25 protein-coding genes and 2 pseudogenes are annotated in these 23,526 nt (G+C 72.8%); 16 read left to right on the top strand and 11 right to left on the bottom strand.

What is annotated here, in order from left to right:
* The first annotated feature begins 312 nt into the window (after nucleotides 1-312).
* Together ABZV34_RS06905 and ABZV34_RS06900 are read left to right on the top strand one after the other, a co-directional pair.
* Nucleotides 313-849 carry a universal stress protein gene (locus tag ABZV34_RS06905; RefSeq protein WP_356272029.1) on the top strand — a complete coding sequence of 179 codons (537 nt, stop codon included), beginning with the start codon at nucleotides 313-315 and terminating at the stop codon, nucleotides 847-849.
* A 171-nt stretch (nucleotides 850-1,020) separates the two neighbouring features.
* Nucleotides 1,021-1,413, top strand: coding sequence for a helix-turn-helix transcriptional regulator (locus tag ABZV34_RS06900; protein WP_356272027.1), 393 nt, complete (start codon nucleotides 1,021-1,023; stop codon nucleotides 1,411-1,413).
* Nucleotides 1,414-1,449: 36 nt separating this feature from the next.
* On the opposite strand, the gene ABZV34_RS06895 is transcribed toward ABZV34_RS06900, so the two are convergent.
* The 3 genes from ABZV34_RS06895 to ABZV34_RS06885 all read right to left on the bottom strand — a co-directional run bounded on the left by ABZV34_RS06895 (nucleotide 1,450) and on the right by ABZV34_RS06885 (nucleotide 4,258).
* Nucleotides 1,450-2,658, bottom strand: a complete 1,209-nt coding sequence (locus ABZV34_RS06895; RefSeq protein ID WP_356272025.1) for an NAD-dependent formate dehydrogenase — start codon at nucleotides 2,656-2,658, stop codon at nucleotides 1,450-1,452.
* Between the two features lie 106 nt (nucleotides 2,659-2,764).
* Nucleotides 2,765-3,700 (bottom strand): LysR family transcriptional regulator, encoded by a 936-nt coding sequence (locus ABZV34_RS06890; RefSeq protein ID WP_356272023.1) that lies wholly within the window; start codon nucleotides 3,698-3,700, stop codon nucleotides 2,765-2,767.
* Nucleotides 3,701-3,772: 72 nt separating this feature from the next.
* Nucleotides 3,773-4,258: a molybdopterin-dependent oxidoreductase gene (locus tag ABZV34_RS06885; protein WP_356272021.1), complete on the bottom strand. Its 486-nt coding sequence runs from the start codon at nucleotides 4,256-4,258 to the stop codon at nucleotides 3,773-3,775.
* A gap of 175 nt (nucleotides 4,259-4,433) precedes the next feature.
* Between ABZV34_RS06885 and modA the strand changes: the two genes are divergently transcribed.
* The 3 genes from modA (at nucleotide 4,434) to ABZV34_RS06870 (ending at nucleotide 7,368) form a co-directional block, all read left to right on the top strand.
* A complete protein-coding gene (gene modA, locus ABZV34_RS06880) occupies nucleotides 4,434-5,276 on the top strand; it encodes a molybdate ABC transporter substrate-binding protein (RefSeq protein WP_356272019.1) in 843 nt (280 codons plus the stop codon).
* A 134-nt stretch (nucleotides 5,277-5,410) separates the two neighbouring features.
* Nucleotides 5,411-6,184 carry an ABC transporter permease gene (locus ABZV34_RS06875; protein WP_356272335.1) on the top strand — a complete coding sequence of 258 codons (774 nt, stop codon included), beginning with the start codon at nucleotides 5,411-5,413 and terminating at the stop codon, nucleotides 6,182-6,184.
* A gap of 119 nt (nucleotides 6,185-6,303) precedes the next feature.
* Nucleotides 6,304-7,368, top strand: a complete 1,065-nt coding sequence (locus ABZV34_RS06870; RefSeq protein ID WP_356272017.1) for an ABC transporter ATP-binding protein — start codon at nucleotides 6,304-6,306, stop codon at nucleotides 7,366-7,368.
* Between the two features lie 45 nt (nucleotides 7,369-7,413).
* Here ABZV34_RS06870 and ABZV34_RS06865 read toward each other — a convergent pair whose 3' ends face one another.
* Nucleotides 7,414-8,430 (bottom strand): FkbM family methyltransferase, encoded by a 1,017-nt coding sequence (locus ABZV34_RS06865; RefSeq protein WP_356272015.1) that lies wholly within the window; start codon nucleotides 8,428-8,430, stop codon nucleotides 7,414-7,416.
* A 313-nt stretch (nucleotides 8,431-8,743) separates the two neighbouring features.
* On the opposite strand from ABZV34_RS06865, the gene ABZV34_RS06860 reads away from it, so the two are divergent.
* Entirely contained in the window at nucleotides 8,744-9,166 is a 423-nt protein-coding gene (locus ABZV34_RS06860; RefSeq protein ID WP_248002027.1) for an ATP-binding protein, read from the top strand.
* A 247-nt stretch (nucleotides 9,167-9,413) separates the two neighbouring features.
* On the opposite strand, the gene ABZV34_RS06855 is transcribed toward ABZV34_RS06860, so the two are convergent.
* Entirely contained in the window at nucleotides 9,414-9,692 is a 279-nt protein-coding gene (locus ABZV34_RS06855; RefSeq protein WP_356272013.1) for an SCO5918 family protein, read from the bottom strand.
* A gap of 236 nt (nucleotides 9,693-9,928) precedes the next feature.
* A complete protein-coding gene (locus ABZV34_RS06850) occupies nucleotides 9,929-10,132 on the bottom strand; it encodes a cold-shock protein (RefSeq protein ID WP_010986199.1) in 204 nt (67 codons plus the stop codon).
* Nucleotides 10,133-10,818: 686 nt separating this feature from the next.
* Between ABZV34_RS06850 and ABZV34_RS06845 the strand changes: the two genes are divergently transcribed.
* Nucleotides 10,819-11,082, top strand: a complete 264-nt coding sequence (locus ABZV34_RS06845) for a hypothetical protein (protein WP_356272011.1) — start codon at nucleotides 10,819-10,821, stop codon at nucleotides 11,080-11,082.
* A 106-nt stretch (nucleotides 11,083-11,188) separates the two neighbouring features.
* Nucleotides 11,189-12,019, top strand: coding sequence for a hypothetical protein (locus ABZV34_RS06840; RefSeq protein WP_356272009.1), 831 nt, complete (start codon nucleotides 11,189-11,191; stop codon nucleotides 12,017-12,019).
* Nucleotides 12,020-12,104: 85 nt separating this feature from the next.
* Here ABZV34_RS06840 and ABZV34_RS06835 read toward each other — a convergent pair whose 3' ends face one another.
* Nucleotides 12,105-12,383 carry a ribosomal protein L7/L12 gene (locus ABZV34_RS06835; protein ID WP_356272007.1) on the bottom strand — a complete coding sequence of 93 codons (279 nt, stop codon included), beginning with the start codon at nucleotides 12,381-12,383 and terminating at the stop codon, nucleotides 12,105-12,107.
* 10 nt (nucleotides 12,384-12,393) lie between these two features.
* Nucleotides 12,394-12,870, bottom strand: a complete 477-nt coding sequence (locus ABZV34_RS06830) for a MarR family transcriptional regulator (protein WP_356272333.1) — start codon at nucleotides 12,868-12,870, stop codon at nucleotides 12,394-12,396.
* 70 nt (nucleotides 12,871-12,940) lie between these two features.
* On the opposite strand from ABZV34_RS06830, the gene ABZV34_RS06825 reads away from it, so the two are divergent.
* Nucleotides 12,941-13,744: an alpha/beta hydrolase gene (locus ABZV34_RS06825; protein ID WP_356272006.1), complete on the top strand. Its 804-nt coding sequence runs from the start codon at nucleotides 12,941-12,943 to the stop codon at nucleotides 13,742-13,744.
* Here the strand turns inward: ABZV34_RS06825 and ABZV34_RS06820 are convergent.
* Nucleotides 13,711-14,547 carry a L,D-transpeptidase gene (locus ABZV34_RS06820; protein ID WP_356272004.1) on the bottom strand — a complete coding sequence of 279 codons (837 nt, stop codon included), beginning with the start codon at nucleotides 14,545-14,547 and terminating at the stop codon, nucleotides 13,711-13,713. The genes ABZV34_RS06825 and ABZV34_RS06820 overlap by 34 nt on opposite strands.
* 127 nt (nucleotides 14,548-14,674) lie before the next feature.
* A pseudogene (locus tag ABZV34_RS06815) lies at nucleotides 14,675-15,145 on the bottom strand (SigE family RNA polymerase sigma factor); the annotation flags it as partial.
* A 720-nt stretch (nucleotides 15,146-15,865) separates the two neighbouring features.
* Here ABZV34_RS06815 and ABZV34_RS06810 point away from each other — a divergent pair.
* From ABZV34_RS06810 to ABZV34_RS06790, 5 genes are all read left to right on the top strand, one after another.
* A complete protein-coding gene (locus ABZV34_RS06810; RefSeq protein WP_356272002.1) occupies nucleotides 15,866-16,465 on the top strand; it encodes a sigma factor-like helix-turn-helix DNA-binding protein in 600 nt (199 codons plus the stop codon).
* 23 nt (nucleotides 16,466-16,488) lie between these two features.
* Nucleotides 16,489-17,217 carry a hypothetical protein gene (locus tag ABZV34_RS06805; RefSeq protein WP_356272000.1) on the top strand — a complete coding sequence of 243 codons (729 nt, stop codon included), beginning with the start codon at nucleotides 16,489-16,491 and terminating at the stop codon, nucleotides 17,215-17,217.
* Nucleotides 17,214-18,974 carry a transglycosylase domain-containing protein gene (locus tag ABZV34_RS06800; RefSeq protein WP_356271998.1) on the top strand — a complete coding sequence of 587 codons (1,761 nt, stop codon included), beginning with the start codon at nucleotides 17,214-17,216 and terminating at the stop codon, nucleotides 18,972-18,974. Before ABZV34_RS06805 ends, ABZV34_RS06800 begins: the two co-directional genes overlap by 4 nt.
* Nucleotides 18,971-19,192, top strand: a complete 222-nt coding sequence (locus ABZV34_RS06795) for a hypothetical protein (protein ID WP_054234148.1) — start codon at nucleotides 18,971-18,973, stop codon at nucleotides 19,190-19,192. Before ABZV34_RS06800 ends, ABZV34_RS06795 begins: the two co-directional genes overlap by 4 nt.
* Before the next feature lie 247 nt (nucleotides 19,193-19,439).
* Nucleotides 19,440-21,275: an alkyl sulfatase dimerization domain-containing protein gene (locus tag ABZV34_RS06790; protein WP_356271996.1), complete on the top strand. Its 1,836-nt coding sequence runs from the start codon at nucleotides 19,440-19,442 to the stop codon at nucleotides 21,273-21,275.
* A 124-nt stretch (nucleotides 21,276-21,399) separates the two neighbouring features.
* Here ABZV34_RS06790 and ABZV34_RS06785 read toward each other — a convergent pair whose 3' ends face one another.
* Nucleotides 21,400-22,743 carry a helix-turn-helix transcriptional regulator gene (locus ABZV34_RS06785; RefSeq protein WP_356271994.1) on the bottom strand — a complete coding sequence of 448 codons (1,344 nt, stop codon included), beginning with the start codon at nucleotides 22,741-22,743 and terminating at the stop codon, nucleotides 21,400-21,402.
* Nucleotides 22,744-22,895: 152 nt separating this feature from the next.
* On the opposite strand from ABZV34_RS06785, the gene ABZV34_RS06780 reads away from it, so the two are divergent.
* Nucleotides 22,896-23,078 carry a hypothetical protein gene (locus ABZV34_RS06780; protein ID WP_356271992.1) on the top strand — a complete coding sequence of 61 codons (183 nt, stop codon included), beginning with the start codon at nucleotides 22,896-22,898 and terminating at the stop codon, nucleotides 23,076-23,078.
* Between the two features lie 209 nt (nucleotides 23,079-23,287).
* Nucleotides 23,288-23,526 (top strand): annotated as a pseudogene (locus tag ABZV34_RS06775) (amidohydrolase); the annotation flags it as partial.

Below are 23,526 nucleotides of genomic sequence, written 5' to 3'. Positions count from 1 at the left end.
ACAAGATATTCATACTTCCCCCTCGTTACCCGCCCAAGGCTTCAACAACGGCGAGGCCACGACAGGCCCTGTTGCCGTTTCGCGACATACGGGTGGTTGCGCGGATAAATGCGCGCCCCTCGCGCACGCCTCACACGCCGCGCGCTCCCACCCCGACCGCCGAACCCGTACCCACTTCAGAACCGTGTCGCGAGTGTCAGGAACTGTCGTCGCCACGTTAGGTGAAGGCCAACACCGTGGCCCGCCGTCCTCCTGGCGCGTTCCATGGGGACCGGATGCCCGAGTGGACGTACGCCGAGGGGTGGGCCAGCGATGAGCGAGGGAGAGCGGCGACGCGTCGTGGTCGGGGTCAGCGGCTCGCTGGGCAGCCTCGCGGCCCTGCACCGGGGCGCCGTCGAGGCCCACCGGCGGGGTGGCGGGCTGGTGGCCGTGGGTGCCTGGGAACCGCCGCGGGGTGCGCTCGCCCACCCGAGTTCGATGCTCGCGCCACCCATGGCCGAGTTCCGGCAGCTGGCGGACGAACGGCTGCTCACCGCCCTCGACTCGGCCTTCGGTGCCGACGGGCCGGGAGTCCCCCTGCGGGTGGTGGCCGTGTGGGACCGGCCGGGCCGCGCCCTGGTGCGGGCCGCCGACCGCGCCGGCGACCTCCTGGTGATCGGCGCCGGACGCCGGGGCAGGGTGCACCGTGCGCTGTTCCCCTCGGTGGCGCGCTACTGCCTCGCGCACGCCGCCTGTCCGGTGCTGGCCGTACCCCGCTCCCCCCTGCACCGTGAACTGGCCGCGGTACGACGCCGCGTCAGCCTGCGTCTGCCGCTGAACGCCGGCGAGCTGACGGACGACCGTCCCTGAGACCGGCCGCCCCGGCGACCCGGGAAGGCCCCTCGGTCGGCCCGCTCGCCCGCTCGGCCCGCTCGGCGGCGCCCGGGGGCACGACGTGCCCGACCTGTACCGACGTACGGCTGCCGACGTACGGCCGGCCTTGCTTGCAGATGCAAGGATCGCGTGCCTATGTTGGCGCGCATGCAGTCCTACACCATCGGCCAGGCCGCCCGGCTGCTCGGCGTGAGCCCGGACACCGCGCGGCGGTGGGCGGACGCCGGGCGCATCACCACGCGACGCGACGAGGGCGGGCGGCGCGTCATCGACGGGCGCGATCTCGCGGCCTTCTCCGTCGATCTGGCGAAGACCGGCGGGGAGGACGAGACCTCCTACACCTCGGTGCGCAACGCGTTCCCCGGCATCGTCACCGCCGTCAAGCTCGGTGACGTGGCGGCCCAGGTGGAGATCCAGGCCGGACCGCACCGGCTGGTCTCCCTGCTGACCCGGGAGGCCGTCGAGGAACTCGGCCTGGAGGTCGGCATGGAGGCCACCGCCCGTGTGAAGTCCACCAACGTGCACATCGACCGCACGTAGGCACCGGGGACGTCGGGGGGCGGTGGCCCCGCGTTCTCAGGACGTGGTCGTCGGGGCCGTGGTCGGGTCCGCGGCCGTCGCCGTCGCCGTCGCCGTCGAATAGGAGTGCGCCCCCGTGCCCGCGAGCCCGCCGCCGTCGACGATCAGGTACTCGTCCCGGATCCGCGTGCCCTCCAGCCACGATTCCAGGATCTCGCGAGTGCCCGCCGCGTAGCGGGCCTGGGCGGAGAGCGAGGAGCCGGAGATGTGCGGGGTCATGCCGTGGTGCGGCATGGTGCGCCAGGGGTGGTCGGCCGGCGCGGGCTGCGGATACCAGACGTCACCCGCGTAGCCGGCCAACCGACCGCTGCGCAAAGCCCGTTCCACGGCGTCCCGGTCCACGATCAGGGCCCGCGCCGTGTTGATCAGATACGCGCCGCGCTTCATCGTGGCGAGCAGCTCGTCCCCGAACAGCCCCTCCGTCTCCGGGTGCAGTGGCGCGTTGACGGTGACGACGTCGCAGTGCGGCACCATGTCCGCGGTGGTCGGGTGGAAGGTCAGTCCGAGTTCCCGCTCGACCGCCTCCGGCAGCCGGTGCCGGTCGGTGTAGTGCAGTTTCACGTCGAAGGGCGCCAGGCGCCGCAGTACCGCGAGCCCGATGCGCCCGGCGGCGACCGTACCGACGTGCATGCCCTCGAGGTCGTACGAACGGGCGACGCAGTCCGCGATGTTCCAGCCGCCGTCCAGGACGACCTGGTGCGAGGGCAGGTAGTTGCGGACGAGGGAGAGCGTCATCATCACTACGTGCTCGGCGACGCTGATGCTGTTGCAGTACGTCACCTCGGCCACGGTGACGCCGTGCTCGATGGCCGCGTCGAGGTCGACGTGGTCGGAACCGATGCCCGCCGTGACCGCCAGCTTCAGGTTCTTCGCGGCGGCGATCCGCTCGGGGGTCAGGTACGCCGGCCAGAACGGCTGCGAGATCACCACGTCCGCGTCGGGCAGTTCACGGTCGAAGACCGAGCCGTCGCCGTCCTTGTCGGAGGTGACGACCAGGGTGTGCCCGCGTTCCTCCAGGAAGCGCCGCAGGCCCAGTTCGCCCGTCACGCTGCCCAGCAGCCGGCCGGGCGTGAAGTCGGTCGCCTCGGGGGTGGGCGTGGTCTGTCCGCCGGGATAGTGGCCGATGGCGGGCAGATCGTCGCGGGCGTACGTCGTCGGGTATCCGTCGGTCGGGTCGTCGTACAGCACACAGAGCACCTTGGCCATGACGCGGCTCTCCTCAACTCCGGTTACGGAAGGTTCCCTTCACCATCCTCGGGGTCGATTCCGCAGGTCAAAGCGAACGTCGCTATGCGGAGATAGCCGACGGCTATCAACTCCGGCCGCCACCCAGGTAGCTGGTCAGCAGGGCGTCCAGCGCCTCCCGCACGCCCGCCTCGCGCGCCACCTTCAGCAGGGCCTCCGCCAGCACGGACGGAGGGTCGTCCCGCGCCACCACGAGCCCCACCCGCGGTCCGCGCGCGGGCCCTTCGAGCGGCACCACCCGCATGCCCTCCGGTACGCCGAACATGTGGAGCCACGCATGCGAGATCACGCTGGACCAGCGGCCGTTCGGGAGCTGCGCGTACAGCCCGGCGACGCTGTCGGACTCGATCGTGGGCACGGCGGTCGCCCCGTCGGCGGCGAAGCACTCGTCGATGATGCGCCGGTTGCGCATCCGGGGATTGAGCAGGCACAGCGGCAGGGCCGCCGCCCGTGACCAGCGGGCCGTCGACGCCGTGGCCAGCGGGCCGTCCACCGGGGTCAGCAGCACGTACCGCTCCTCGTACAGCGGGAAGCGCCGTACGTGGCGCAGCCCGTCGTCGTCGAGATACGTCATCGCCGCGTCCAGCTCGAACTCGGCGAGCCCGTGGGTGATGTCCGCGGACGACAGGGACTCGAGGCTGACCCGGGCGCCCGGGTGGCGCTCGCAGAACGGGGTGGTCAGGAGCGAGGCGGCGGGCAGGGCGGTGGGCACGATGCCCAGGCGCAGGGTGCCGGTCAGGCCGCCGCGCAGCGCCGACAGTTCCTGGTGCAGGGCGTCGCGCTCGGCGAGGATGCGGTGCGCCCAGGCCAGCACCACGTCACCCTCCGGGGTCAGCCCCTCGTACCGCCGTCCCCGGCGCACGATCGGCACGCCCAGTTCGTGTTCGAGGCGGCGGACCGCGGCGGACAGCGAGGGCTGCGAGACGAAGCAGGCCGCCGCCGCCCGGGCGAAGTGCCGCTCCCTGGCCAGCGCGACCAGGTACTCCAGCTGACGCAGCAGCATGCGCGACCTCCCGCGAACGGCGACCCGCCGACCGCCGACCGCCGGCGGGTCAGGGTCGCAGACGGGTTCGCGTCACGTCCATGGGCGGGAGGGACCGTAGCGGCCGTCCACGTGGATGGTGTCGATGCCGCTGATGTGCCGCGCACCGCAGCGGTCCTGCGGCAGCACGAGCTGGGGGCCCGCCCGGTCCAGCGGGTCGCCGTCGATCCCGACCGCGAGGAGCACCGGGGCATGGGCGAAGTCGGGGTCGATCTCGGCCCAGGTGAGCAGCGCGTGGTGGCCGTCCGCGCCGCCCACCGCGATGAGGAAGCGCAGGCGGTCCTTGCGGCGGGCGGGGTCGAAGCCGGGACCGGCGTCACGCAGCACGTCGTGCAGCAGCGGGCCCTCGAAGCGGTGGTGCCGCACGCCACTGGTGGCGCACTCGAAGCTGACCCGGGCCCGGTGCTGGGGCCACGCCAGCAGATCGGGCACGGTCACCCGGGCCGGACGGGCGAGATCGCCGGTCAGGGCGACCGACGCGAGCGAGTGGGCGGGCGGATGTGTCAGGGACGGGCTCACTGGGCACCACCTCCCGGAAACCGTACCCGGAACACCGTCCCGTACAAACGCACATGCGGACACCTGGTCCTTGATCGTGCGGCTCATGCGATGCGACAGGAGACTTATGGCTCGCATCTGCGAAAGTATGATCAGCGTAAGCATTGCCTGAGGCCTCCGAGGGAGTACACCCGTGATGACCCGATCCGCGCGCCGAACCCGCCGCACCGGCCGGATGCTGCAGGTGGCCGGTGTCGGCGCCGCCGCGCTGCTGGCCCTGAGCGCCTGCTCCTCCGGCTCCGACAGCTCCACGAAGTCCGACAGCTCCACGAAGTCGGACTCCTCCGCGAAGTCCGACAAGGTGTCGGGCACGGTGACGGTGTTCGCCGCCGCCTCCCTCAAGGAGAGCTTCACGACCCTCGGCAAGGACTTCGAGAAGGCTCACCCGGGCACGAAGGTGACCTTCAACTTCGGCGGCAGCGACACCCTCGCCGCCGGCATCACCGGAGGCGCCCCGGCCGATGTGTTCGCCGCCGCGAGCCCCAAGACCATGGCCCTCGTGACGGACAAGAGCGACGCGGTCGGCACTCCGGCCGTCTTCGTGCGCAACCAGCTGGAGATCGCGACCCTGCCCGGCAACCCGGACAAGGTCGCCTCCCTCAAGGACCTCGCCAAGTCCGGCCTGAAGGTGGTGCTGTGCGACAAGACGGTGCCGTGCGGCGCCGCCGCGCAGAAGGCGCTGGACGCCGTCGGCCTCAAGCTCACCCCGGTCTCCTACGAGCAGGACGTCAAGAGCGCCCTGACGAAGGTGGAGCTGAAGGAGGCCGACGCCGCGGTCGTCTACAAGACCGACGTGAACGCCGCGGGTGACAAGGTGGAGGGTGTGGAGTTCCCCGAGTCGGCCAAGGCCGTCAACGACTACCCGATCGTCCTCCTCAAGGACGCGCCCAACGCGGCCGCGGCCAAGGAGTTCATCGCGCTCGTGCGGTCCCCCGAGGGCCAGAAGGTACTGACCGCGGCCGGGTTCCTCCAGCCGTGACCGAGCCGGACCAGGCGGACGCCGAGGTTCTCTCGCGGGGCGACGCTCCCGACGACGGACCCCGGCGGCCGCGTGTCCGGCCGGGTGCCCGGTCGCGTGTCCGATCACGGGTCCGGCCGGGTGTCCGGGGCGGGGTGCCGCTGCCGCTGCTGCTGCCGGCCCTCGCCGGTCTGGCGTTTCTGCTGCTGCCGCTGCTCGCCCTGCTCGTACGGGCTCCCTGGCACGGCCTGCCGGACCTGCTGACGAGTACCGAGGTGTGGCAGGCCCTGCGGCTCTCCCTGGTCTGCGCGACCGCGGCCACCGGCGTGAGCCTGGTCCTGGGCGTGCCCCTGGCCTGGCTCCTCGCGCGCACCGACTTCCCCGGCCGGGGCTTCGTCCGCGCGCTGGTGACCCTGCCGCTCGTCCTGCCGCCCGTGGTGGGCGGGGTGGCGCTGCTCCTGGCGCTGGGGCGCAACGGTGTCGTCGGCCAGTGGCTGGACGCCTGGTTCGGGATCACACTGCCGTTCACCACGGCGGGGGTGGTGGTCGCGGAGACGTTCGTGGCGATGCCGTTCCTGGTCATCAGCGTGGAGGGCACGCTGCGGGCGGCCGATCCGCGGTACGAGGAGGCGGCCGCGACGCTCGGCGCCTCCCGGTTCACCGCGTTCCGCCGGGTCACCCTGCCGCTGATCGCGCCGGGCATCGCGGCGGGCGCCGTCCTCGCCTGGGCCCGCGCGCTCGGCGAGTTCGGCGCGACCATCACGTTCGCGGGCAACTTCCCCGGCCGTACGCAGACCATGCCGCTCGCCGTGTACCTGGCCCTGCAGAGCGACCCCGACGCGGCGATCGCGCTGAGCCTGGTGCTGCTCGTCGTATCGGTCGCGGTCCTCGCCGGACTGCGGGACCGCTGGATGACGGGGGTGTCATGACGGGCGTGAACCCCACGACGGGGAATCCCGCACCCGACCGGGACCCCGCCCCCACCGGCCACGCACCGGGCCGGGACCCCGCGCCGGGCCGAGACCCCTCGCCTGCCGAAGGAACCCCCGTGGCCAGGGACACCGCATCCGGCGAGGGTCTCGACGCCCGTCTCGTCGTCGACCGCGGCGCCTTCCACCTGGATGTGACGCTGGGCGTCGCCCCCGGCGAGGTGGTCGCGCTCCTCGGGCCGAACGGAGCCGGGAAGACCACCGCGCTCCGGGCCCTGGCCGGTCTCACCCCGCTCTCCCCAGGCGGCCGGCTCCGGCTGGACGGCGTCCGGCTGGACCGTACGCCGCCGGAGTCACGTCCGGTCGGCGTCGTCTTCCAGGACTATCTGCTCTTCCCGCATCTGACGGCCCTGGACAACGTCGCGTTCGGGCCGCGCTGCCAGGGCGTACCGAAGGCGGAGGCACGGGCGCAGGCCGCCGCCCGGCTGGAGCGGATGGGCCTGGCCGACCACGCCGGCGCCAAACCGCGCCGGCTCTCCGGCGGCCAGGCACAGCGCGTCGCCCTCGCCCGCGCGCTGGCCGTCCGCCCCCGGCTGCTCCTGCTCGACGAGCCGCTCGCCGCACTCGACGCCCGTACCCGACTCGACGTGCGCGCCGGACTCCGGCGCCATCTCGCCGAGTTCGAGGCCGTGGCCGTGCTCGTCACCCACGACCCGCTCGACGCGATGGTGCTGGCCGACCGGCTGGTCGTCGTCGAACACGGCCGGGTGGTCCAGGAGGGAACGCCCTCGGACATCGCCCGTCACCCGCGCACCGACTACATCGCCCAGCTGGTCGGCCTCAATCTCTACCGGGGCATGGCCGAAGGCCACACCGTCCGGCTGGACGCGGGCCCGGTGATCACCACCACCGAGGAGCTGGCCGGCCCCGTCTTCGTGGCCTTCCCGCCCGGCGCCGTCACCCTGTACCGCGACCGGCCGACCGGGTCCAGCGCGCGCAACCTGTGGCAGGGCGAGGTCGCGGGTCTGGAGACGCACGGCGACCAGATCCGCGTGGACCTCACCGGTGAACTCCCGCTGGCCGCCGACCTGACGACGGTCGCCGCGGCCGAACTCGGCCTGCACACGGGCGCACCGGTCTGGGCGACGGTCAAAGCCGCCCAGACACACGCGTATCCGGCATAGGACATACGGCGACGGTGCCGGTGCCGGTGCGGAGACCGGCGCCGGTTACGCGGACGCGGTCTCCGGCACGGCGTCGGCGCGCACCATCACGCAGTCGAACTCGACGACCCGGCCGGTCGTCTCCTCACGCGTCACCGGGTACATGCCCGTGATCTCGAACCCGGCCTCCTCGTACGTGGCGATCGCCTCCCGCATCCGGGGGCTGCCCTCGTAGAGCCGCAGGGCAGCGACCTCCGACTGCATACCGACGAAGTCCGCGATCCGCTCGCCCGCGCCGGCGAACACCTCCAGGTCGTAGCCCTGGGTGTCCATCTTCAGGTAGGGGCGGGGGTCGGTGATGCCGTCCAGGGCCTTCTCCAGCATCCCGTCCAGCCGGCGGATCTCGATGTCCTCGGTACGGGTCTTCGCGAACCGGAGGTAGCGGTCCTTCCCGTAATCACTGGGCGGGAGAAGGGAGTTCATGGTGTTCCAGCCCACGTGGATGGACTGCGCGGAGTCCTCGCGCCCCAGCCCGACGTGGAACACCTGCCAGTCGTCGTCCTTCTCCGCCACCCGCTCCAGCTTCTCGAAGGCGTCCGCGGTGGGTTCGAAGGAGACGATGCGGCCGGTGTAACCGAGCCTGCGCAGCCGACGACCGTACTGGCCCGCGTTGGCACCCACGTCGAAGACGCAGTTCACTTGGTACTTCTCCAGCAGGGCGGTCACATGCTGGGTGCACAGATACTCGGCGGCCGCGATCTGGAAGCGGCGCTCGTCGGCCGTCGACGCCGTCTCGTCGACCAGCAGGCGCCCACCGGACTCACCGAAGGGCACGCTTCCCCAGGCGTCGCCCCGCGCCGAGGACTCCCGGGCGACCACCCACATGTCGGCCTTCTTCTCCGGGCCGACGGGGGTGACCTCGTAGCGTCCTCCGCCGCGGGCGATCAGATCGGCCGCGCGCCCCACGGGCACGCGGGTGCGCCTGCCGCGTCGGTAGACCACCGCCGCGCCCGAGCCGAGATCGAGGACCTGCACGCCTATCCGAGGGAGCAGACCGAGCATTCTTCTGTAAAGGGTCGGCATCCCCACACCCTTTCAGAATCATGTGGGGAACGGGAGTTGCTCGAACAACTTTCGCGCGAACGAACAGCTGATGACAGTCGTCGGCACCGGTTCGCCGCGATCGCCCCACCCACACCTCCGCGCACGGGGAGAACGTCAGTGACCGTCTCCTGTACACCGTTGGCGGGTTTGTGACCCCGATCGCCGGTTGCCGATCGTCCGGGGCGGGCATCACCGGGGGGCAGGACCGCCGCGCGCCGTGTCGCGCGGGGCCCGGCCGGCGGGGGTCCGGCCGCCGGGTACCTGGTGTCCTGGGAGGGGAAGTGAGGTTGTCATGCGTGCGCAGCAGCGCGCCGTCCGGCAGACCGCCCGCGTGGAGTACACCCTGCCACGCACGGCCGTTTCGGCAGGCAGGGCCCGTAGGTTGACGTCGGCGTTCCTGACCCGGCCGCGTCCGCGGACGGTGCCGCCGACCGCCGACCAGGTCGACGACGCCACGCTCATCGCGTCCGAACTCGTCGCCAACGCCGTCCGGCACGGGCGTACCGGCTGCCGGCTGCGTCTACAGGTGGGGCACGGCGGCGAAGTGACCGTCGAGGTCCACGACGACAGTCCGGGCCGGCCCCGGGTCGGTCTGGTGGACACCGACGCGGAGAGCGGTCGCGGTCTCGCGATGGTGCAGCACCTCGCCCACCGCCTGGAGGTCGTCAGTACGGGCATCGGCGGCAAGACGGTCCGCGCGGTCCTGGCCGTGTAGCCCCGGCCCCGACGGGCGTCGCCCGCCCGCTGGACCGTGCCCTTGACCGTGCCCCGCGCGGCGTCCCGCCCCGTGATCCGAACGACAGGTCCCGCGGGCTGTCCCGCTGCGGCTGCGCGAGGAGGGCCTCGGAACCCGGGGAAACGCAAACGCCCCGGGAGAAGTCACCGGGGCGGTCGACCGCGCGGGCCGGGCGGCCTCCGCGAGGGCGCCGGAAGACGGGACCCGCGGGACCAGGGGACAGTCCTCAGGCCGGTTCGGCCCAGCTGGGTACGGCGGTGCGGGCCGGTGCGGCGGCGGGCCGGCACGTGAAGCCGAGCCGGGTGAGCGCACGGGCCACCTCGGCCTCGGTGAAGTCACGGCGGTCCTGCCTGGTGATGACCTCGCCGACCTGCTTGACAGGGTAGGCGTGCGGGCCGACGACCACGGACGCGCCGGTGACGGACTCGGGCTCGATGCCCGCCATCGAGTGCTCGACCTCGCTCTTGATGAGGTCGAAGGGGAAACGGGCGATCACACAACGCATGGTGCCTCCGCGGGATGAAGTTTCGTGGCCCGGGAACTGGGCGAGGCGGGCCGGATAGTGGGCACGGCGGACAGAAAAATTCGCCGGAAATTCAATCCGGGACGAAACCAGCCGGGGGCCGGAGCCGGGGAACGAAACCAAAAAAGCAGGTGGCCGGGGCCCGCACCTCAGGGTGCAGGTCCCGGCCACCTGTAAGCATCGGCCGACTCAGAAGTCAGGCGTCAGCGGGTCCCGGACTAGGCGGGGACGATGTTCTCCGCCTGGGGGCCCTTCTGGCCCTGCGTGACGTCGAAGGTCACCTTCTGGCCTTCCTGGAGCTCACGGAAGCCCTGGGTGGCGATGTTCGAGTAGTGGGCGAAGACGTCGGCGCCGCCGCCATCCTGCTCGATGAAGCCGAAGCCCTTTTCCGCGTTGAACCACTTCACGGTGCCAGTAGCCATGTCAATCTCCTTCGGGGCAAAGCTCGAGGACCCACACTGTGCGGGTCCGCGTCGCCGCGATGTTGCCCCCTCCGGATAAAACCGGAAATTCAGAAGCGACCGACCGGTATGGACCGGAAAGACGCTCCAAGACTTTGGGAACCACAACTGCAACTGATATCGACAGTAGCACGCCACGGCTCCGGAAGGGCGGCGCACTATCTCACCGCACTCCGGGGAATAAGGAACTGCCCCCTCGGCCGAGTAATTTTCTATCGCGGCCATGACAGATATTCCACGCCCTCCCGCACCGGATCTTCCGTACCGGGGCCGCATCCCCCTAGGGACGGCTCGCGGAGCCGGGCCCCGCGGCGGGTCGCGTCGTCGAGGCGGCCCGCCGCGTGACGACACGGCGGGCGAGCCCCGCCCGGCGTGTCGCGGGCGGCGTGTCGCGGGCGGCGGCCGAAGAGATCGCGCCGCACGCCACCCCGCACCCGGCCCGCACGCCACCCCGTACCCGCGCGGTCCGTCACCCGGCCCCCCGCGCGGCCCTTCCCCGCCCCGCCCGAGTTGCCGCCCCGCAGCGACCGGTGTGCGCTGGAGACCGGCCGACGGCCGCCCCGGCCGACGGATGCCCCTCGTACGGGTCCGAGACGGGACGTACCTCGTACGACAGGGGAACGGCCCCGTACGACGCAGGAGAGCGCATGACGAGCGAGCCCGGTGCGGTGTCCGAGACCTTCGCGTTCGCGTGCCGGAGCTGCGGGCACACCTGGGAGGCGACGTTCCAGGTCATGTTCTTCACCGATCCGACGGACGCCGCAGGCCTGCACACACAGGAGTACGTCGACGAGGACGGCGTCGCGATCAGGTCGCCGCTGACCGACGCCTTGTGCACACGGTGCGGAAGCCGCCGGGTGCGGGTGACGACGCCGGGCGCCGGGCGGCCGGCGCACGACCCGGCCGGCTGACGTCCGCGCGGCCGGTCACCCGGACGGGCCCGGTGCGCTGGTGGTGCGCCGCACCCGGTGGTGGCGTGGACGCAGACATCGCGCCCGCCGTCAGGAGGCCTCCGCCGTGAACCGTCCGCCGCACCGCCCCGCCTCCGTCCCGCCACCGTCCCCCGTGCCCCGGCTGCTGGTCTGCGCCCTGACGGTGGGCGTGCTGTGGTCGGCGGCCGCGTGCTCGAACAGTGGCGGCGGCCGTACGGTCCCCGCGGCCCCGCTGGCCGAGGTGACGCCCTCGTCGTCCACCGCGACGCTCACCGAGGCCCAGGCCAGGACCGCGCTGATCACCAACGCGGACCTGCCGTCGCAGTGGACGGGGACGTCGGGTGCGGCGACCTGGCGGGACGGCCTGCTCAAGAGCAAGGTCGACGCGGCGGGCTTCGGCACGGACAAGAACGCCGCCGCCGACTGCCAGAAGCTGCTCGACGGCCTGTACGCCGAGGATCTGCTCGGCCCGGCGAAGGGGACCAAGGCCGTCACCGGTTTCGACGACGGCAACAACCAGGCGCAGATGCACTACCAGGTCGCCCAGTACGGGCAGGCGGAGCTGAACAGGCAACTGGCGTGGGTGGCCACGCTGCCGCAGAAGTGCGCCGAGTTCACGGCGGTCGACGGGCAGGGCGGCCGGCAGAACGTCCAGGTCGTCTCGACGCAGGTGCCCGACGAGGGGGACGCCCGGCAGGGGCTGATGCTGACCATGAACGGACAGCTGGACGGCGGGCCCTCGACCCTGACCCTGGACATCGCCGCCGTACGGGTCGGCGACAGCGCCCTCTTCCTCACCAACGGCGGCCTCGACGGCGCCGAGTCGGACTCCACCGCGCAGGCCGTCCAGCAGGGCACCTCACGGCTGCGGCAGGTTCTCGAAGGAAAGACACCCGCCGCCAGCCCGACGAACTGACGGACCGCGGCTCGCGGGCCGGGACGGCCGGGACGCGCGCACCGAGCCGCTGCGGGCACACCCGGCACACCCGGCACACCGAGCGCTACTCCATCTTGTCGACCGCGTCCTTCGCCTCCTTGAGGCCCACCCCCGTGAACTCCCGGTACTCCTTGATCGCCTGGATCTTCCTGCCGTCCCGCACGAGCGCGGCGACCTGCTCCAGCTCCGGTTCGGTCTGCTGGATGCCCAGGTGGCCGAGGATCAGGTCGAGTTTGCGCTCGACGCGGGCGATCCTGCGGTCGGTGCGGCCCAGTCTTCCCTCCAGCCCCGCGTAGGTCGCGAAGACGATCATGACGAGGACGAAGAATCCGAGTATTCCCATGGACCCGATCCTATGAAAGCGTCCCGCCGTCCACGCCCAGACGGCGCAACAGGTCCAGCAGCGTGACCCGTTCGTCCTCGTCGAGCGGCGCGAAGGACGCGGCGAGCACCTCGACCGCGACGGCTCGCCCCGCCTCCAGGATCCGTTCGCCCGCCTCGGTGAGGTGGTGCTCGATCCGGCGGCCGCGGCCGGGGCGCCGCTCGACGAGGTGCTGGGCGGCGAGCCGGCCGGCCAGCGTGCCGAAGGACTGGTCGCCCTGGAAGGTCGCCACGGCGAGTTCGTGCGCGGAGGCACCGGGCGACCGGCCGATCGCGCGCAGCGCGTCCCACTGGGCGAGGGTCGTACCGACCGCCGCGAGGCGGGTGTCGAGCGCCCGGTGATGCCGGTACTGCGCCTCCTTCACGGCCCGCCCCAGCGTTTCGAGGCCGACCGCACCGCCGACGTGACCGTCCACGCGCTTCTCCTCCTCGGTCGTGCCACCAGTCATGCCACTCATGCCACGATCCTAAGCCTCGAATACGGTTGCGTATATACGCATGCGTATATAACGTGGGCGCATGACCGAGACCAGGACCCGTACCGTCCGCACCCGCCCCGACCTCCCGCTCACCCTCACCGAGAGCGGCCCCGAGGACGGCCCTCTCGCCCTCGTCCTGCACGGCGGTGGCGGCCCGGCCACCGTGCGGGGCATCGCCGCCCATCTGGCCGCCCGCATGCGGGTCGTGGTGCCCACGCACCCGGGCTGGAACGGGACCGAGCGCCCCGACTGGTTCACCGGCGTGGACGACCTCGCCCTCGCCTACCTCCACTGGCTCAAGGACGAGGGCCACCGCGACGTCCTCGTCGTGGGCTCCTCCCTCGGCGGCTGGACCGCCGCCGAGATGGCCTTCCGCGACGACGGCGACCGCATCACCCGTCTCGTGCTCGTCAACTCCGCCGGCGTGGAGGTGCCGGGCGAGCCGGTCCGCGACATCTTCGCCCTCGACCCGCGCGAGATCGGCACGTACTCCTTCCACGACCCGGCCCGCTTCGCCGTGAACCCCGCCCCCCTCACCGAGGAGCAGATCACCGCCCAGAAGGCCAACATGGTGACGCTGCGGACGCTGTGCGGCGACCCGTACATGCACGACCCGAAGCTCCTGAACCGCCTCGGCCGGATCCGGGTCCCGGCGCTCGTGCTGTGGGGCGAGAGCGACCGCATCGTGACGCCCGCGTACGGGCGGGCGCTCGCGGCGGCGTTCGCCGACGCGCGGTTCGTGTCCGTGCCCGAGGCCGGCCATCTCCCGCACATCGAACAGCCCGCGGCGACGTTCGGCGCCCTCGACGCCTACCTGGCCGGAACGGCCGTGGCGACGGGCTGACGGCCGTCCGCCGAGGGCCGCGCGCCCGCGCTTCCGGCGGCCGGGGGAGCGCTGTCCACCGCCGCCTTGGACGGCCCGGAGACCGCGTCCCCGGTGTCCCCGGTGTCCCCGGTGTCCCCGCCGTTCCCGGTATCCCCGCCGTTCCCGGTGTCCCCCACGCTCCGGATGTCCCCGATCTCGACCACCGCGCCCAGGCCCAACCGCTCGTACAGCCACCGCGCGTCGGCCGACCGCAGCCCGATCCAGCCGTCCGTGACGTCGTAGTTGCCGGGGGCCTTCTGGTCGGTGGAGAGGGCGCCGACGAAGTTCGTCGTCCCGTCCGCGGCGCGCAGTTCGATCACCCAGGGCACCTTCAGCGCGTAGACGTCCTTCGGGCTCAACTCCAGGGCGGGCACCACCCGGACGTCCCGCTTCGCCACGACCGTCATCCGGCCCGTCGGCGTGGGGCGGCCGGGCATGCCCGTGGAGACCGGCAGGTCGCGGCCCGCGGCCGTCAGCACCCGGCGGGCGAGATCGACGGTGGCACCGACCGCGACGGGTGTACTGGGCGGGGCGGTGGGACTCGCCGCCGGGGACGGACGCTCCCGCGTCCCGCCGTCACCGAGGTTCAGGGACAGCAGCAGCGCCAAGGCCGCCGCGGCGCAGGCACCGGCGGCGGACACGGTCACGGCCGTACGGCGGCGGCGCCGACGGCGTACCGCCCGCAGGCGGATCCCGGCCCCGGACACCGGCGGCGGCGTCTCACCGGAGGCGGCCAACTCGCGCAGGTCGGAGGCGAGTTCGGAGGCGAGTTCATCGGACACGGTCGTCCTCCCTCTTCCCCTCGTCCGCGGCACCGCCGGCGGAGGCCGCCGGGCCGGCGGAGGGCTTCGCCGTGTTCGCCCGTCGCCCTCCGTGCGCCTTCTTCCCCCTGTCGGCGGCCTCCCACTCGTCCGCCGCCAGTTCCCGGGCCAGTGCCGTCCGGCCGCGGGACAGCCGGGCCTTGACCGTGCCCACGGGAGCCCCGGTTTCGGAGGCTACCCGCTCGACGCTGAGGTCGCACAGATGGTGCAGGACCAACGCCATCCGCTGCGCCTCGGGCAGCGTGCGCAGCGCGGCGACCAGCGCCGTACGCTCGGGATCGGGCCCCGGAGCGTGCTCGGGCGGCGGGGTGCGGCGTACGAGCTCCAGCCAGCGGCGCGCGCGCCGCCAGCGGCTCACCGCGAGCCGCATCGCCACGGTCCTGATCCACGCCTCCGGCGCCCCGTCGGCGAGGAATTCCCGCCGCCGGTCCCAGGCGCGGACGAACGCCTCCTGGACGACGTCCTGCGCCTCGCCGTGGTCCCCGGTGAACGCGAAGAGCTGCCCGGTCAGCCGGGGGAACGCGGCGGCGTAGAACGCGTCGAACTCTTCCTCGGTCATGCCTCCCGCAGCTTCCTCGGTCGTGCCCCCGCCGGAGATCCCGGAATTTCCGCGGCCCCGTGCAACCCGGCGGAACGTGCCGTGCGTACAGGTCCCGTACGCCGCACATCGAAACACACCACAGGGGGAACACGATGACGAGCGCAGCCAGGAGCCGTCGCCGCGCGGCCGGTTGGCCGGTGGCCACGGTGTGCGCGCCCGCCCTCACCGGATGTCCGCAGGGGCCGACGGTGAGCGGCGCGCGCACCTCGACATCGCCGACGGGCGGACCGGGGTCGTCGGCACGCCGGTGTCCGTCGCTTGCGACCGCGCGACACAGACGGTCGAACGCGCGTGGCTGGAGCGCCAGTTGACGGCCACGACGCCCGTCGGGGACTCCTGGAGCGGGGGCGGGGGACCGCGAGCCGCCGGAGAGGCAGCGGGCCTGCGCGACCCGGGTCCTCATGAACGCGCGGACCGTCGGCCACGGCGAAGAGAACGCGAGCTGGGCGCGGTGACGGGCGGGCAGCGCGCCCGAGTGACCCCGACCGGCGACAGATCGGCCAAAAGGCCCCGTCACCACAGATGTTGTCCGCTCATGAACGCCCACGACGCCGGGGACGAGGTCCACGCCCGGTTCGGGCCGCGCTGAATCCGCGGGCGGGGGAGCCGAGTTGTTCAGGTCCCGGCTCCCCCGCACCGCACCTCCCCCACGTACCCGACTCCGAGGGACCGCCGGCCGTGCCCCACACCTCATCCGACGCCTCATCCGAAGCCCTGTCCGACGCCTTGTCCGCCCTACCCGACGGTGAACCCGGCTTCCCGGCCGTGTCCGGCCGTGGAGGCGACTTCACGACGTACGCCACCGCGGCCTGGCCCCGTCTGGTCCGCACCGCGCACCTGCTCACCGGCGATCTCCAGGAGGCCGAGGATCTCGTCCTGGCCACGCTGGCCCGGGTCCGCACCCGCTGGCGGCGCATCCCGCGCAACGACGTCGCCTTCCACGTACGGCGCGCCCTGGTCGAGCACCACCTCGGCCGTACCCGCAGGAGACGGGTCACGCGTCTGCCGGCTCCCTTCCTGCCCGCGTGGCCGCGGCGGCCCGCTCCCGGCCGGGCTCCCGCGGCGCTCGCGGCCCTCGGGGTCCTCACGGCCCTCTCGGCGCGGCAGCGCGCCGTACTCGTGCTGCGCTACGGCGACGGCCTGAGCGAGGCCGAGACCGCCCAGCTGCTCGGCTGCTCCGCCGGTGCGGTCCGGACACTCGCACGGCGCGGTCTCGAGGCCCTGAGCGCCGATCCCTCCTTCGTTCCTCGCCACCCCGTCCCCGGAGCCCGTCCATGAAACGTCATCGCAGGTCCGCAGCCATGTCGGCCGAGGCCCAGCGGCTGCGCGAGATATTCGCCGAGGCCACGTGCGACGTGACTCCCACGCCCGTCCCGCTGGCCGCCGTCGAGCGGGCCGCCCGCCGGCGCCGGCGGCGCCGCGCGGCCGCCGTGGTGGGTTTCGCCTGCGCGTCGCTGATGGTCCCGGCAGCCGCGGTGGCGCTGCGCGCGGGAGCGGACACGACGCGGGTGACGGGCCCGTCCGCCGGGCCCCGGGGGACGGTGCGGGTGGTGACGCCCGGGGAACGGGTGCGGATCGCGTCCGGCATCAAGATCTGGCTCACCGAGGACGGCGGGCACTGGAACTCGCCCTGGAGCACCGCACCACGCTTCCGCGGCGTCAAGGACGACGGCATCGACATCGGCACACCCGGCGTCACCCTCCAGGAAGAGGGCGCCTGCGCCAACGGCTACTTCGTGTCCGGCATGTACCACGGCAAGGGGGACGCGGCGCGCGTGCGGATCGAAACCACGGCGGGCGACGTCGACGGCACGGCACTCACCCTCGCGGGCAGCCCGCACTGGGGTGTCTGGTACGCGGTGGTGAAATCACCGAAGACGCAGAAGACGCAGGAGACGCAGGAGACACCGAAGGCGCAGGAGGTGCCGGGGACGTCGATGAAACGGCGGGTCCACGACGGCCCGACGAGAAGAGTCACGGTGTACGACTCCGCGGGCAGAGTGATCGCGACCATGGAGTTCGCGACGTGAGCGGCGGGAACGTCGGATACGGCGAGAACGTCAGGATCACGGACCCGAGCCGCCCCGGGCGGACCCGTGGTCCCCGGGGCCGTCGCAGGCTCCGGGCCGGTCTGCGGCGCCGTATGGCCGTCCGCCGTATCCGCGTCCGCCGCACCCGCGGTCGCCGTCTGCGCCGCGCGCTGGTCGTCCTGCTCACCGTCCTCGCCCACCTCGTCACCGCGGTCCTCGTCGCGTACCACCTCACGGTCATCCCCGAGCCGCACCCCGAGACGGCGATGCAGAGCACCGTCTTCGTCGACGACGACGGCGACTACCTGGGCCGGCGCGGCCCCGTCGACCGTCAGGAGATACCCCTCTCGCAGGTGCCGGGGCATGTCCGGGAGGCGGTGATCGCGGCAGAGAACCGTTCCTTCCGTTCGGACACGGGGATCTCCCCGAAGGCGATCACCCGGGCGGCCTGGGCGACGGTGAGCGGCGGCGGCCGGCAGGGCGGGTCCACGATCACGCAGCAGTACGTGAAGAACGCCCTGCTCAGCCCCGAGCAGTCGCTGTACCGCAAGGCGCGCGAGGCCCTGATCGCGATCAAACTGGACCGCACCCGCTCGAAGGACGAGATCCTGGCGGGCTACCTCAACACGGTCTACTTCGGCCGGGGCGCGGCCGGCATCCAGTCCGCCGCCCGGAACTACTTCGGCGTCGACGCCAAGGACCTGACCGTGAGCCAGGGCGCGGCGCTCGCGTCCGTCATCAACATCCCCTCGTACTACGAGAAGGCCGGCTCGGACCCCGCGGTGACGGCGAAGCTGGTGGACCGCTGGGACTGGGTGCTGGACGCGATGGCGGACAGCCACGCCATCACGGCCGCCCAGCGCGCCGGGGCCCGCTTCCCCGCCTTCCGCTTCTATCCGCCGGGCGACACGGACGGCCAGCGCCAGTATCTGATCGACGTGGCGTCCGCCGAGGCCGCCGACCGGCTCGGCATCACCGAGGACCAGCTCGCCCGCGGCGGCTACACGGTCCGTACCACCTTCGACCTGACGGCCCAGGACGCGACGGCGGAGCGGGCGGGCGACGCGCCGCCCGCCAAGGGCGGCGACCGGCTGCACACGGCCGTGGTGGCCCTGGTGCCGGGCGACGGCGCGGTCCGGGTCCTGTACGGCGGCGCGGACTACGCCCGCCAGCCCTTCAACGACGCGGTGGACGGCGCGGTGGAGGCGGGTACGGCGCTGGAGCCCTTCTCCGGCACGAAGCTGCCGCCTCCGCTCGCCGGCCTCACGCGCACCGCCGCACCGACCCCGCTGCGGCTGGCGTCCGCGTACGCGACCGCGGCGGCGCACGGTACGTACGCGAAGCCGTACACGATCGTGAGGATCACCCGCGCGGGCCGCACCCTCTACCGCGCTCATCCGAACACCAGTGCGTCGGCGAAGGGGGGTGGTGCGGACGTGTTGACCAAATTGATGCAGAGCCGGGCCGGCGGTCCCCCGGCCGTCCTCACGGGCGCCGCGGGCCGGCGCACCCTCTGGCGGACGACCTACGACGAACACCTCACCCTCACCGTGGCTCTCTTCGCGGAACACCCGGCCAAGGGCGGGAAGCCGGCTCTCCCGGCGCCGCTGCCGGGCACCGCCGAGGGGCTCTCCGCCCACATCTCGGAGGGCGCCTGGGCCAAGATCACCGGCACCTCCGTCGGCCCCTCTCCGGCCGAAGAAGGAAATCCGGGGCTTCCGATCGGCCAAACAAAGCCCATACTGGCTACACGATGACGAAACCCTCCGCGCCCCGGCGCCACCTGCCCACCAGCCCCTTCGCAGCCCCGGTCGTCCCCGTGGCCAAGGAATTCAGCCTCGGAGACCGCGTAACCCACGACCAGTTCGGTCTGGGCACGATCATCGGCGTCGAAGAGGGCATCGCCATGCTCGTCGACTTCGGCTCCCGCCAGGCCCGCATCCTCAGCCCCTACACCCGGATGGACAGGCTCTGACCTGCACATTGCGCAGTACCCACACCGCCGTCAGCACCCGCGACGCGTGCAGTACCCGACCCGACTGACACCACCGGACCCGGCCACCTCACCCCGCGGCTGCCCCATCCGCAGGTTGCCGGGTTTTCGGTGTGCGACGGCCCGGACGCCCGGCCTCACCGCCCGATGACGCCTTCCCGGGCCCCCACCACCCCTCGAACGGCCCACCCCGCTGGTCCCGGGGCAGGATGTCGTCGAGGGTCGGGGCATGGATGCCGCGGGCGAAGAGCTGCCGTTCGAGGATCTGACCGACTTCGAGGACGCGGATCGCGGATTCATCGCGGCCCTGGTTCCCGGCGTGGTCCGGGACGCGGAGGGGCGGGTCGTCCATGACGCGGACGCCTACGCGTTCCTCGCGGACGACTGTCCGCCGACCGCGCACCCCAGTCTGTGGCGGCAGGCGCGGCTGTGTGCGCGTCAGGGGCTGTACGAGGTCACCGAGGGTGTCTACCAGGTGCGCGGACTCGACCTGTCGAACATGACGCTCGTCGAGGGCCGTGAGGGTGTCGTCGTGATCGACCCGCTGATCTCGGCGGAGTGCGCCGCCGCAGCCCTCGCCCTCTACCGCGAGCACCGCGGACCGCGCCGCGTGACCGGGCTCGTCTACACCCACTCGCACGTCGACCACTTCGGCGGCGCCCGCGGTGTGCTGCCGCACGGCAGCGACAGCGGGGTGCCGGTGCTCGCGCCCGCCGGCTTCCTGGAGCACGCGGTCAGCGAGAACGTCTTCGCCGGCAACGCGATGCTGCGCCGGGCGGTGTTCATGCACGGCTCCCGGCTGCCCAAGGGGCCCCGCGACCAGATCGGCACCGGGCTCGGCACCACCACCTCCACCGGCACCGTCACGCTCATCGCCCCGAACGTGGACGTCACCCGGACCGGGCAGGAGGAGACGGTGGACGGTGTGCGGTTCGTCTTCCAGCTCACGCCGGGGACTGAGGCGCCCGCCGAGATGAACTTCCTGCTGCGTGACCCGCGCGCGCTGTGCGTGGCCGAGAACGCCAGTCACACCCTGCACAACGTGCTCACCCTGCGTGGCGCCCCGGTCCGCGACGCGCGCGTCTGGGCCCGCTACCTCGACGAGACCGTCGACCTGTTCGCCGACACCTACGACGTCGCGTTCGCCTCCCACAACTGGCCGACCTGGGGGCGCGAGAACGTCGTCCGGTTCCTCGGCGAGCAGCGGGACCTGTACGCCTACCTGCACGACCAGACCCTGCGCCTCCTGAACAACGGCCTGACCGGCCCCGAGATCGCCGAGGAGCTGCGGCTGCCGCCCGCCCTGGAGCGGTCCTGGCACGCACGCGGCTACTACGGCTCCCTCAGCCACAACGTCAAGGCCGTCTACCAGCGGTACATGGGCTGGTACGACGGGAACCCCGCCCACCTCTGGGAGCACCCGCCCGCCGAACTCGCCGCCCGGTACGTGGAGCTGGCGGGCGGCCCGACGGAGACCCTGGTGAAGGCGCGGGCGTACGCGGACAACGGCGACCTCCGTTTCGCCGCCACCCTCCTCAACCACCTGGTCTTCGCCGACCCGTCGGACAGCGCGGCCCGCGAGACCCTCTCCGGCGTCTACGAACGGCTCGGGCACGGCGCCGAGAACGGCACCTGGCGCAACTACTACCTCACGGCCGCCCTGGAACTGCGCCGGGGCACGGCCGACACCGCCATCGACACCGCGGGTTCCGAACTCACCTCCGCGCTCACCGTGAGCATGCTCCTCGACTCGCTCGCCGTCCGTATCGACGGCCCGCGCGCCTGGCACGAGCGCCTCACCCTCGACCTCGTCGTGACCGACGAACAGCGCCGCCACCGCGTCAACCTCCACCACGGCGCGCTGACGCACCGCGGCATGCCGGTCCACCACGTCCCGAAACCGCACGCGGGACTGACCCTGACCCTCACCCGGCCGGAACTGCGCGCCGTGCTGGAGGGGCGGGGCCTCGCGGGCATCGAGGCGGACGGCGACCCCGGCCTCCTGGACCGCCTCCTGTCGTACGCCACCGCACCGGACCACGCGTTCCCCGTCGTGACGCCGTAGCGCCGCCGTACGGCCCCGTAGCGCCGCCGTACGGCCCCGCGGAGGCCGTACGAGGGGTACGGGTGCGTACGGGGCCGCCCGCGCGCCCCGGGACCCGCCCCCGTACGCGCGGCGGCGGCGGCGGTCAGAGCGGGGGCTGCGCGGGGGCCGGGCCCAGGGTGGTCGTGCCGGGAGCCGTGCGGTGGCCCAGGCCCGTGCGGTAGGCGTCGAGAGCCGCCTCCACCCGGCCGGTGCGCCGCAGGAGGTCTCCGAGCAGGCGGCAGAGGTCGGCCAGGTCGCCCGCCGCGCCGGCCCGCTCCAGCAGGCTCAGCGCCCGGACGTAGTGCTCCTCGGCGGTCTCGGTGTCCCGGGCGTCCTCGGCGATGATGCCGAGCAGCCGGTGCGCGCCCGCCGAGTGCACGGCGCCGCGCTCGGGGCTGAGGTCGCCGAGCACCTCGTGGAGGAGAACGGCGGCCTCGGTCGACTTGCCGCGCCGGTGCAGCACGTCCGCCAGTTCGACGTTGACCTGGCTGGTGTAGAGGGCGGCCCGCTTCGCCGAGAGCATGACCTGCGCCTCGCGCAACTCACTCTCGGCGCGCTCCAGTTCACCGTTCTGCGCGTACAGATATCCGCGCATCCAGTGACAGTTGGCGAGCTCCGTACGGATCTGGAGCTGGCGGTAGAGCTCGGCGGCCTTGGCGAGGGAGGCGTCCGCCTCCGCCATCCGGCCCTCGGCGATCATGGTGCGGGCCACCGAGCGGTGCATCCGGGCGACGAGCGCCGGGTCGCCGACCTGCGGGGCGAGCGCGAGCGCGAACTCGGCGGCCTGGGCGGCGCGGGCGTGCGCGCCCATGTCCATGTAGGGCGCGATGACGCCGGTGTAGAGCAGCAGCAGGGCGTCCGGGTCGTGCATGCCGGTCCGGTTCAGCTCGTCCAGCGTGGACTCGAACAGGTAGCAGGCGTAACGGAGTTCACCGGCGAGGTAGTGGGAGACGGCACGACCGCGCAGGGCGGGCACCCGCTGGGGCAGCGGCGCGTCGCCGAGGCGCCGCTCCGACGCCTCGAACCGCTCCTGGGCGGTCTCCAGGTCCCCGGTCTCCAGCGCGCATTCGCCGAGCCCGAGCAGCGCGGCGGCCTGCTCGGCGACGAGTCCGTGCGTGTCCGCCTCCGCGAGAAGCACCGTGTACTGCTCCGCCGCGACCTCGGCCTCGCCGGTCGCGAGGGTGCGCTGCGCGTCGGTGAGCCGCAGCCGCAGACCGGTCGCGAGATGGGCCGGCCGACCGGTCGCCAGCTCCTCGTACGCCACCCCGAGCCGCTCGGCTATGTGCCGCAGCGCGGGCTCCGAGGCGCGCACCCGCCCCGCCTCCAGCGTCGAGATGTAGGCGGGCGTGTACGCCGGTTCCGCCAATTGTTTCTGTGTCAGCCCGCGTTCCGTACGCAGCTGCTGGACCCTGCGCCCGATGACCTCCGGGCCGTCACGCTCCGCCATGGATTAAGCATGCCATTAAGTCCACTTAACCCGAGACGACTTTTGACTAATATCCAACTCCCCTTGCGCCCCTTGCTCTTTGGTGCTCCGAGCCCCTACGTTAAGCGACGGGTTAAGCCTGCTTAATACGCCGCTGTTGTTGCGAGGTCGCCGTGCTCCGACGTATTTCCGCGCGCTACTTCCGAGTGCTCGGTGCGGCAGTCATCGCCGTGGCCGCGCTGGTCCTGGCGGCGAACGCGGGCCCGGCCAGGGCGGCCGATCCCGCCCCGGCCCTCCACCAGCAGGGCTCCGGACACACCGAGACGACGTACGGCGACACCTCCTCGCGACCGTAGCGGCCGGCCACACCCACCCCTCACCGCCCCCGTCGTCCACAGGTGTGGACCAACGGACCGAGGACGAACTCCCGTTGTGGACGGCACCCTTCGTCGGCGCCCCCGCGAGACCCGACCGTCCGGAAACCGCGTCCTCCCCCGCGGCGGACGGCGCGAACGGCCGCCGGCGGAACTCCCCCCGTTCCGCCGGCGGCCTCTACCCTGAGCCCGTGAACTCTCCCGCCGCACGTACCGCGCTGGACCTCACCGCCGACCTTCCGGTCCCCGCCCTCGAGGCCTTCTACCGGGACCTGCACCGGCATCCGGAACTGTCGATGCGCGAGCACCGCACCGCCGCCGCCCTCGCCGGCCGGTTCCGCACGGCCGGCTTCGACACGGTCACCGGCATCGGCGGCACCGGGGTCGTCGGGATCCTGCGGAACGGGCCGGGACCCACCGTCCTGCTCCG

The organism is Streptomyces sp. NPDC005195 (genome assembly GCF_040608315.1).
GTDB classification, from domain to species: Bacteria; Actinomycetota; Actinomycetes; order Streptomycetales; family Streptomycetaceae; genus Streptomyces; species Streptomyces kaempferi.
The sequence above is the reverse complement of the archived record's forward strand: the minus strand, read 5'-3'. Positions and strand labels throughout refer to the sequence as shown.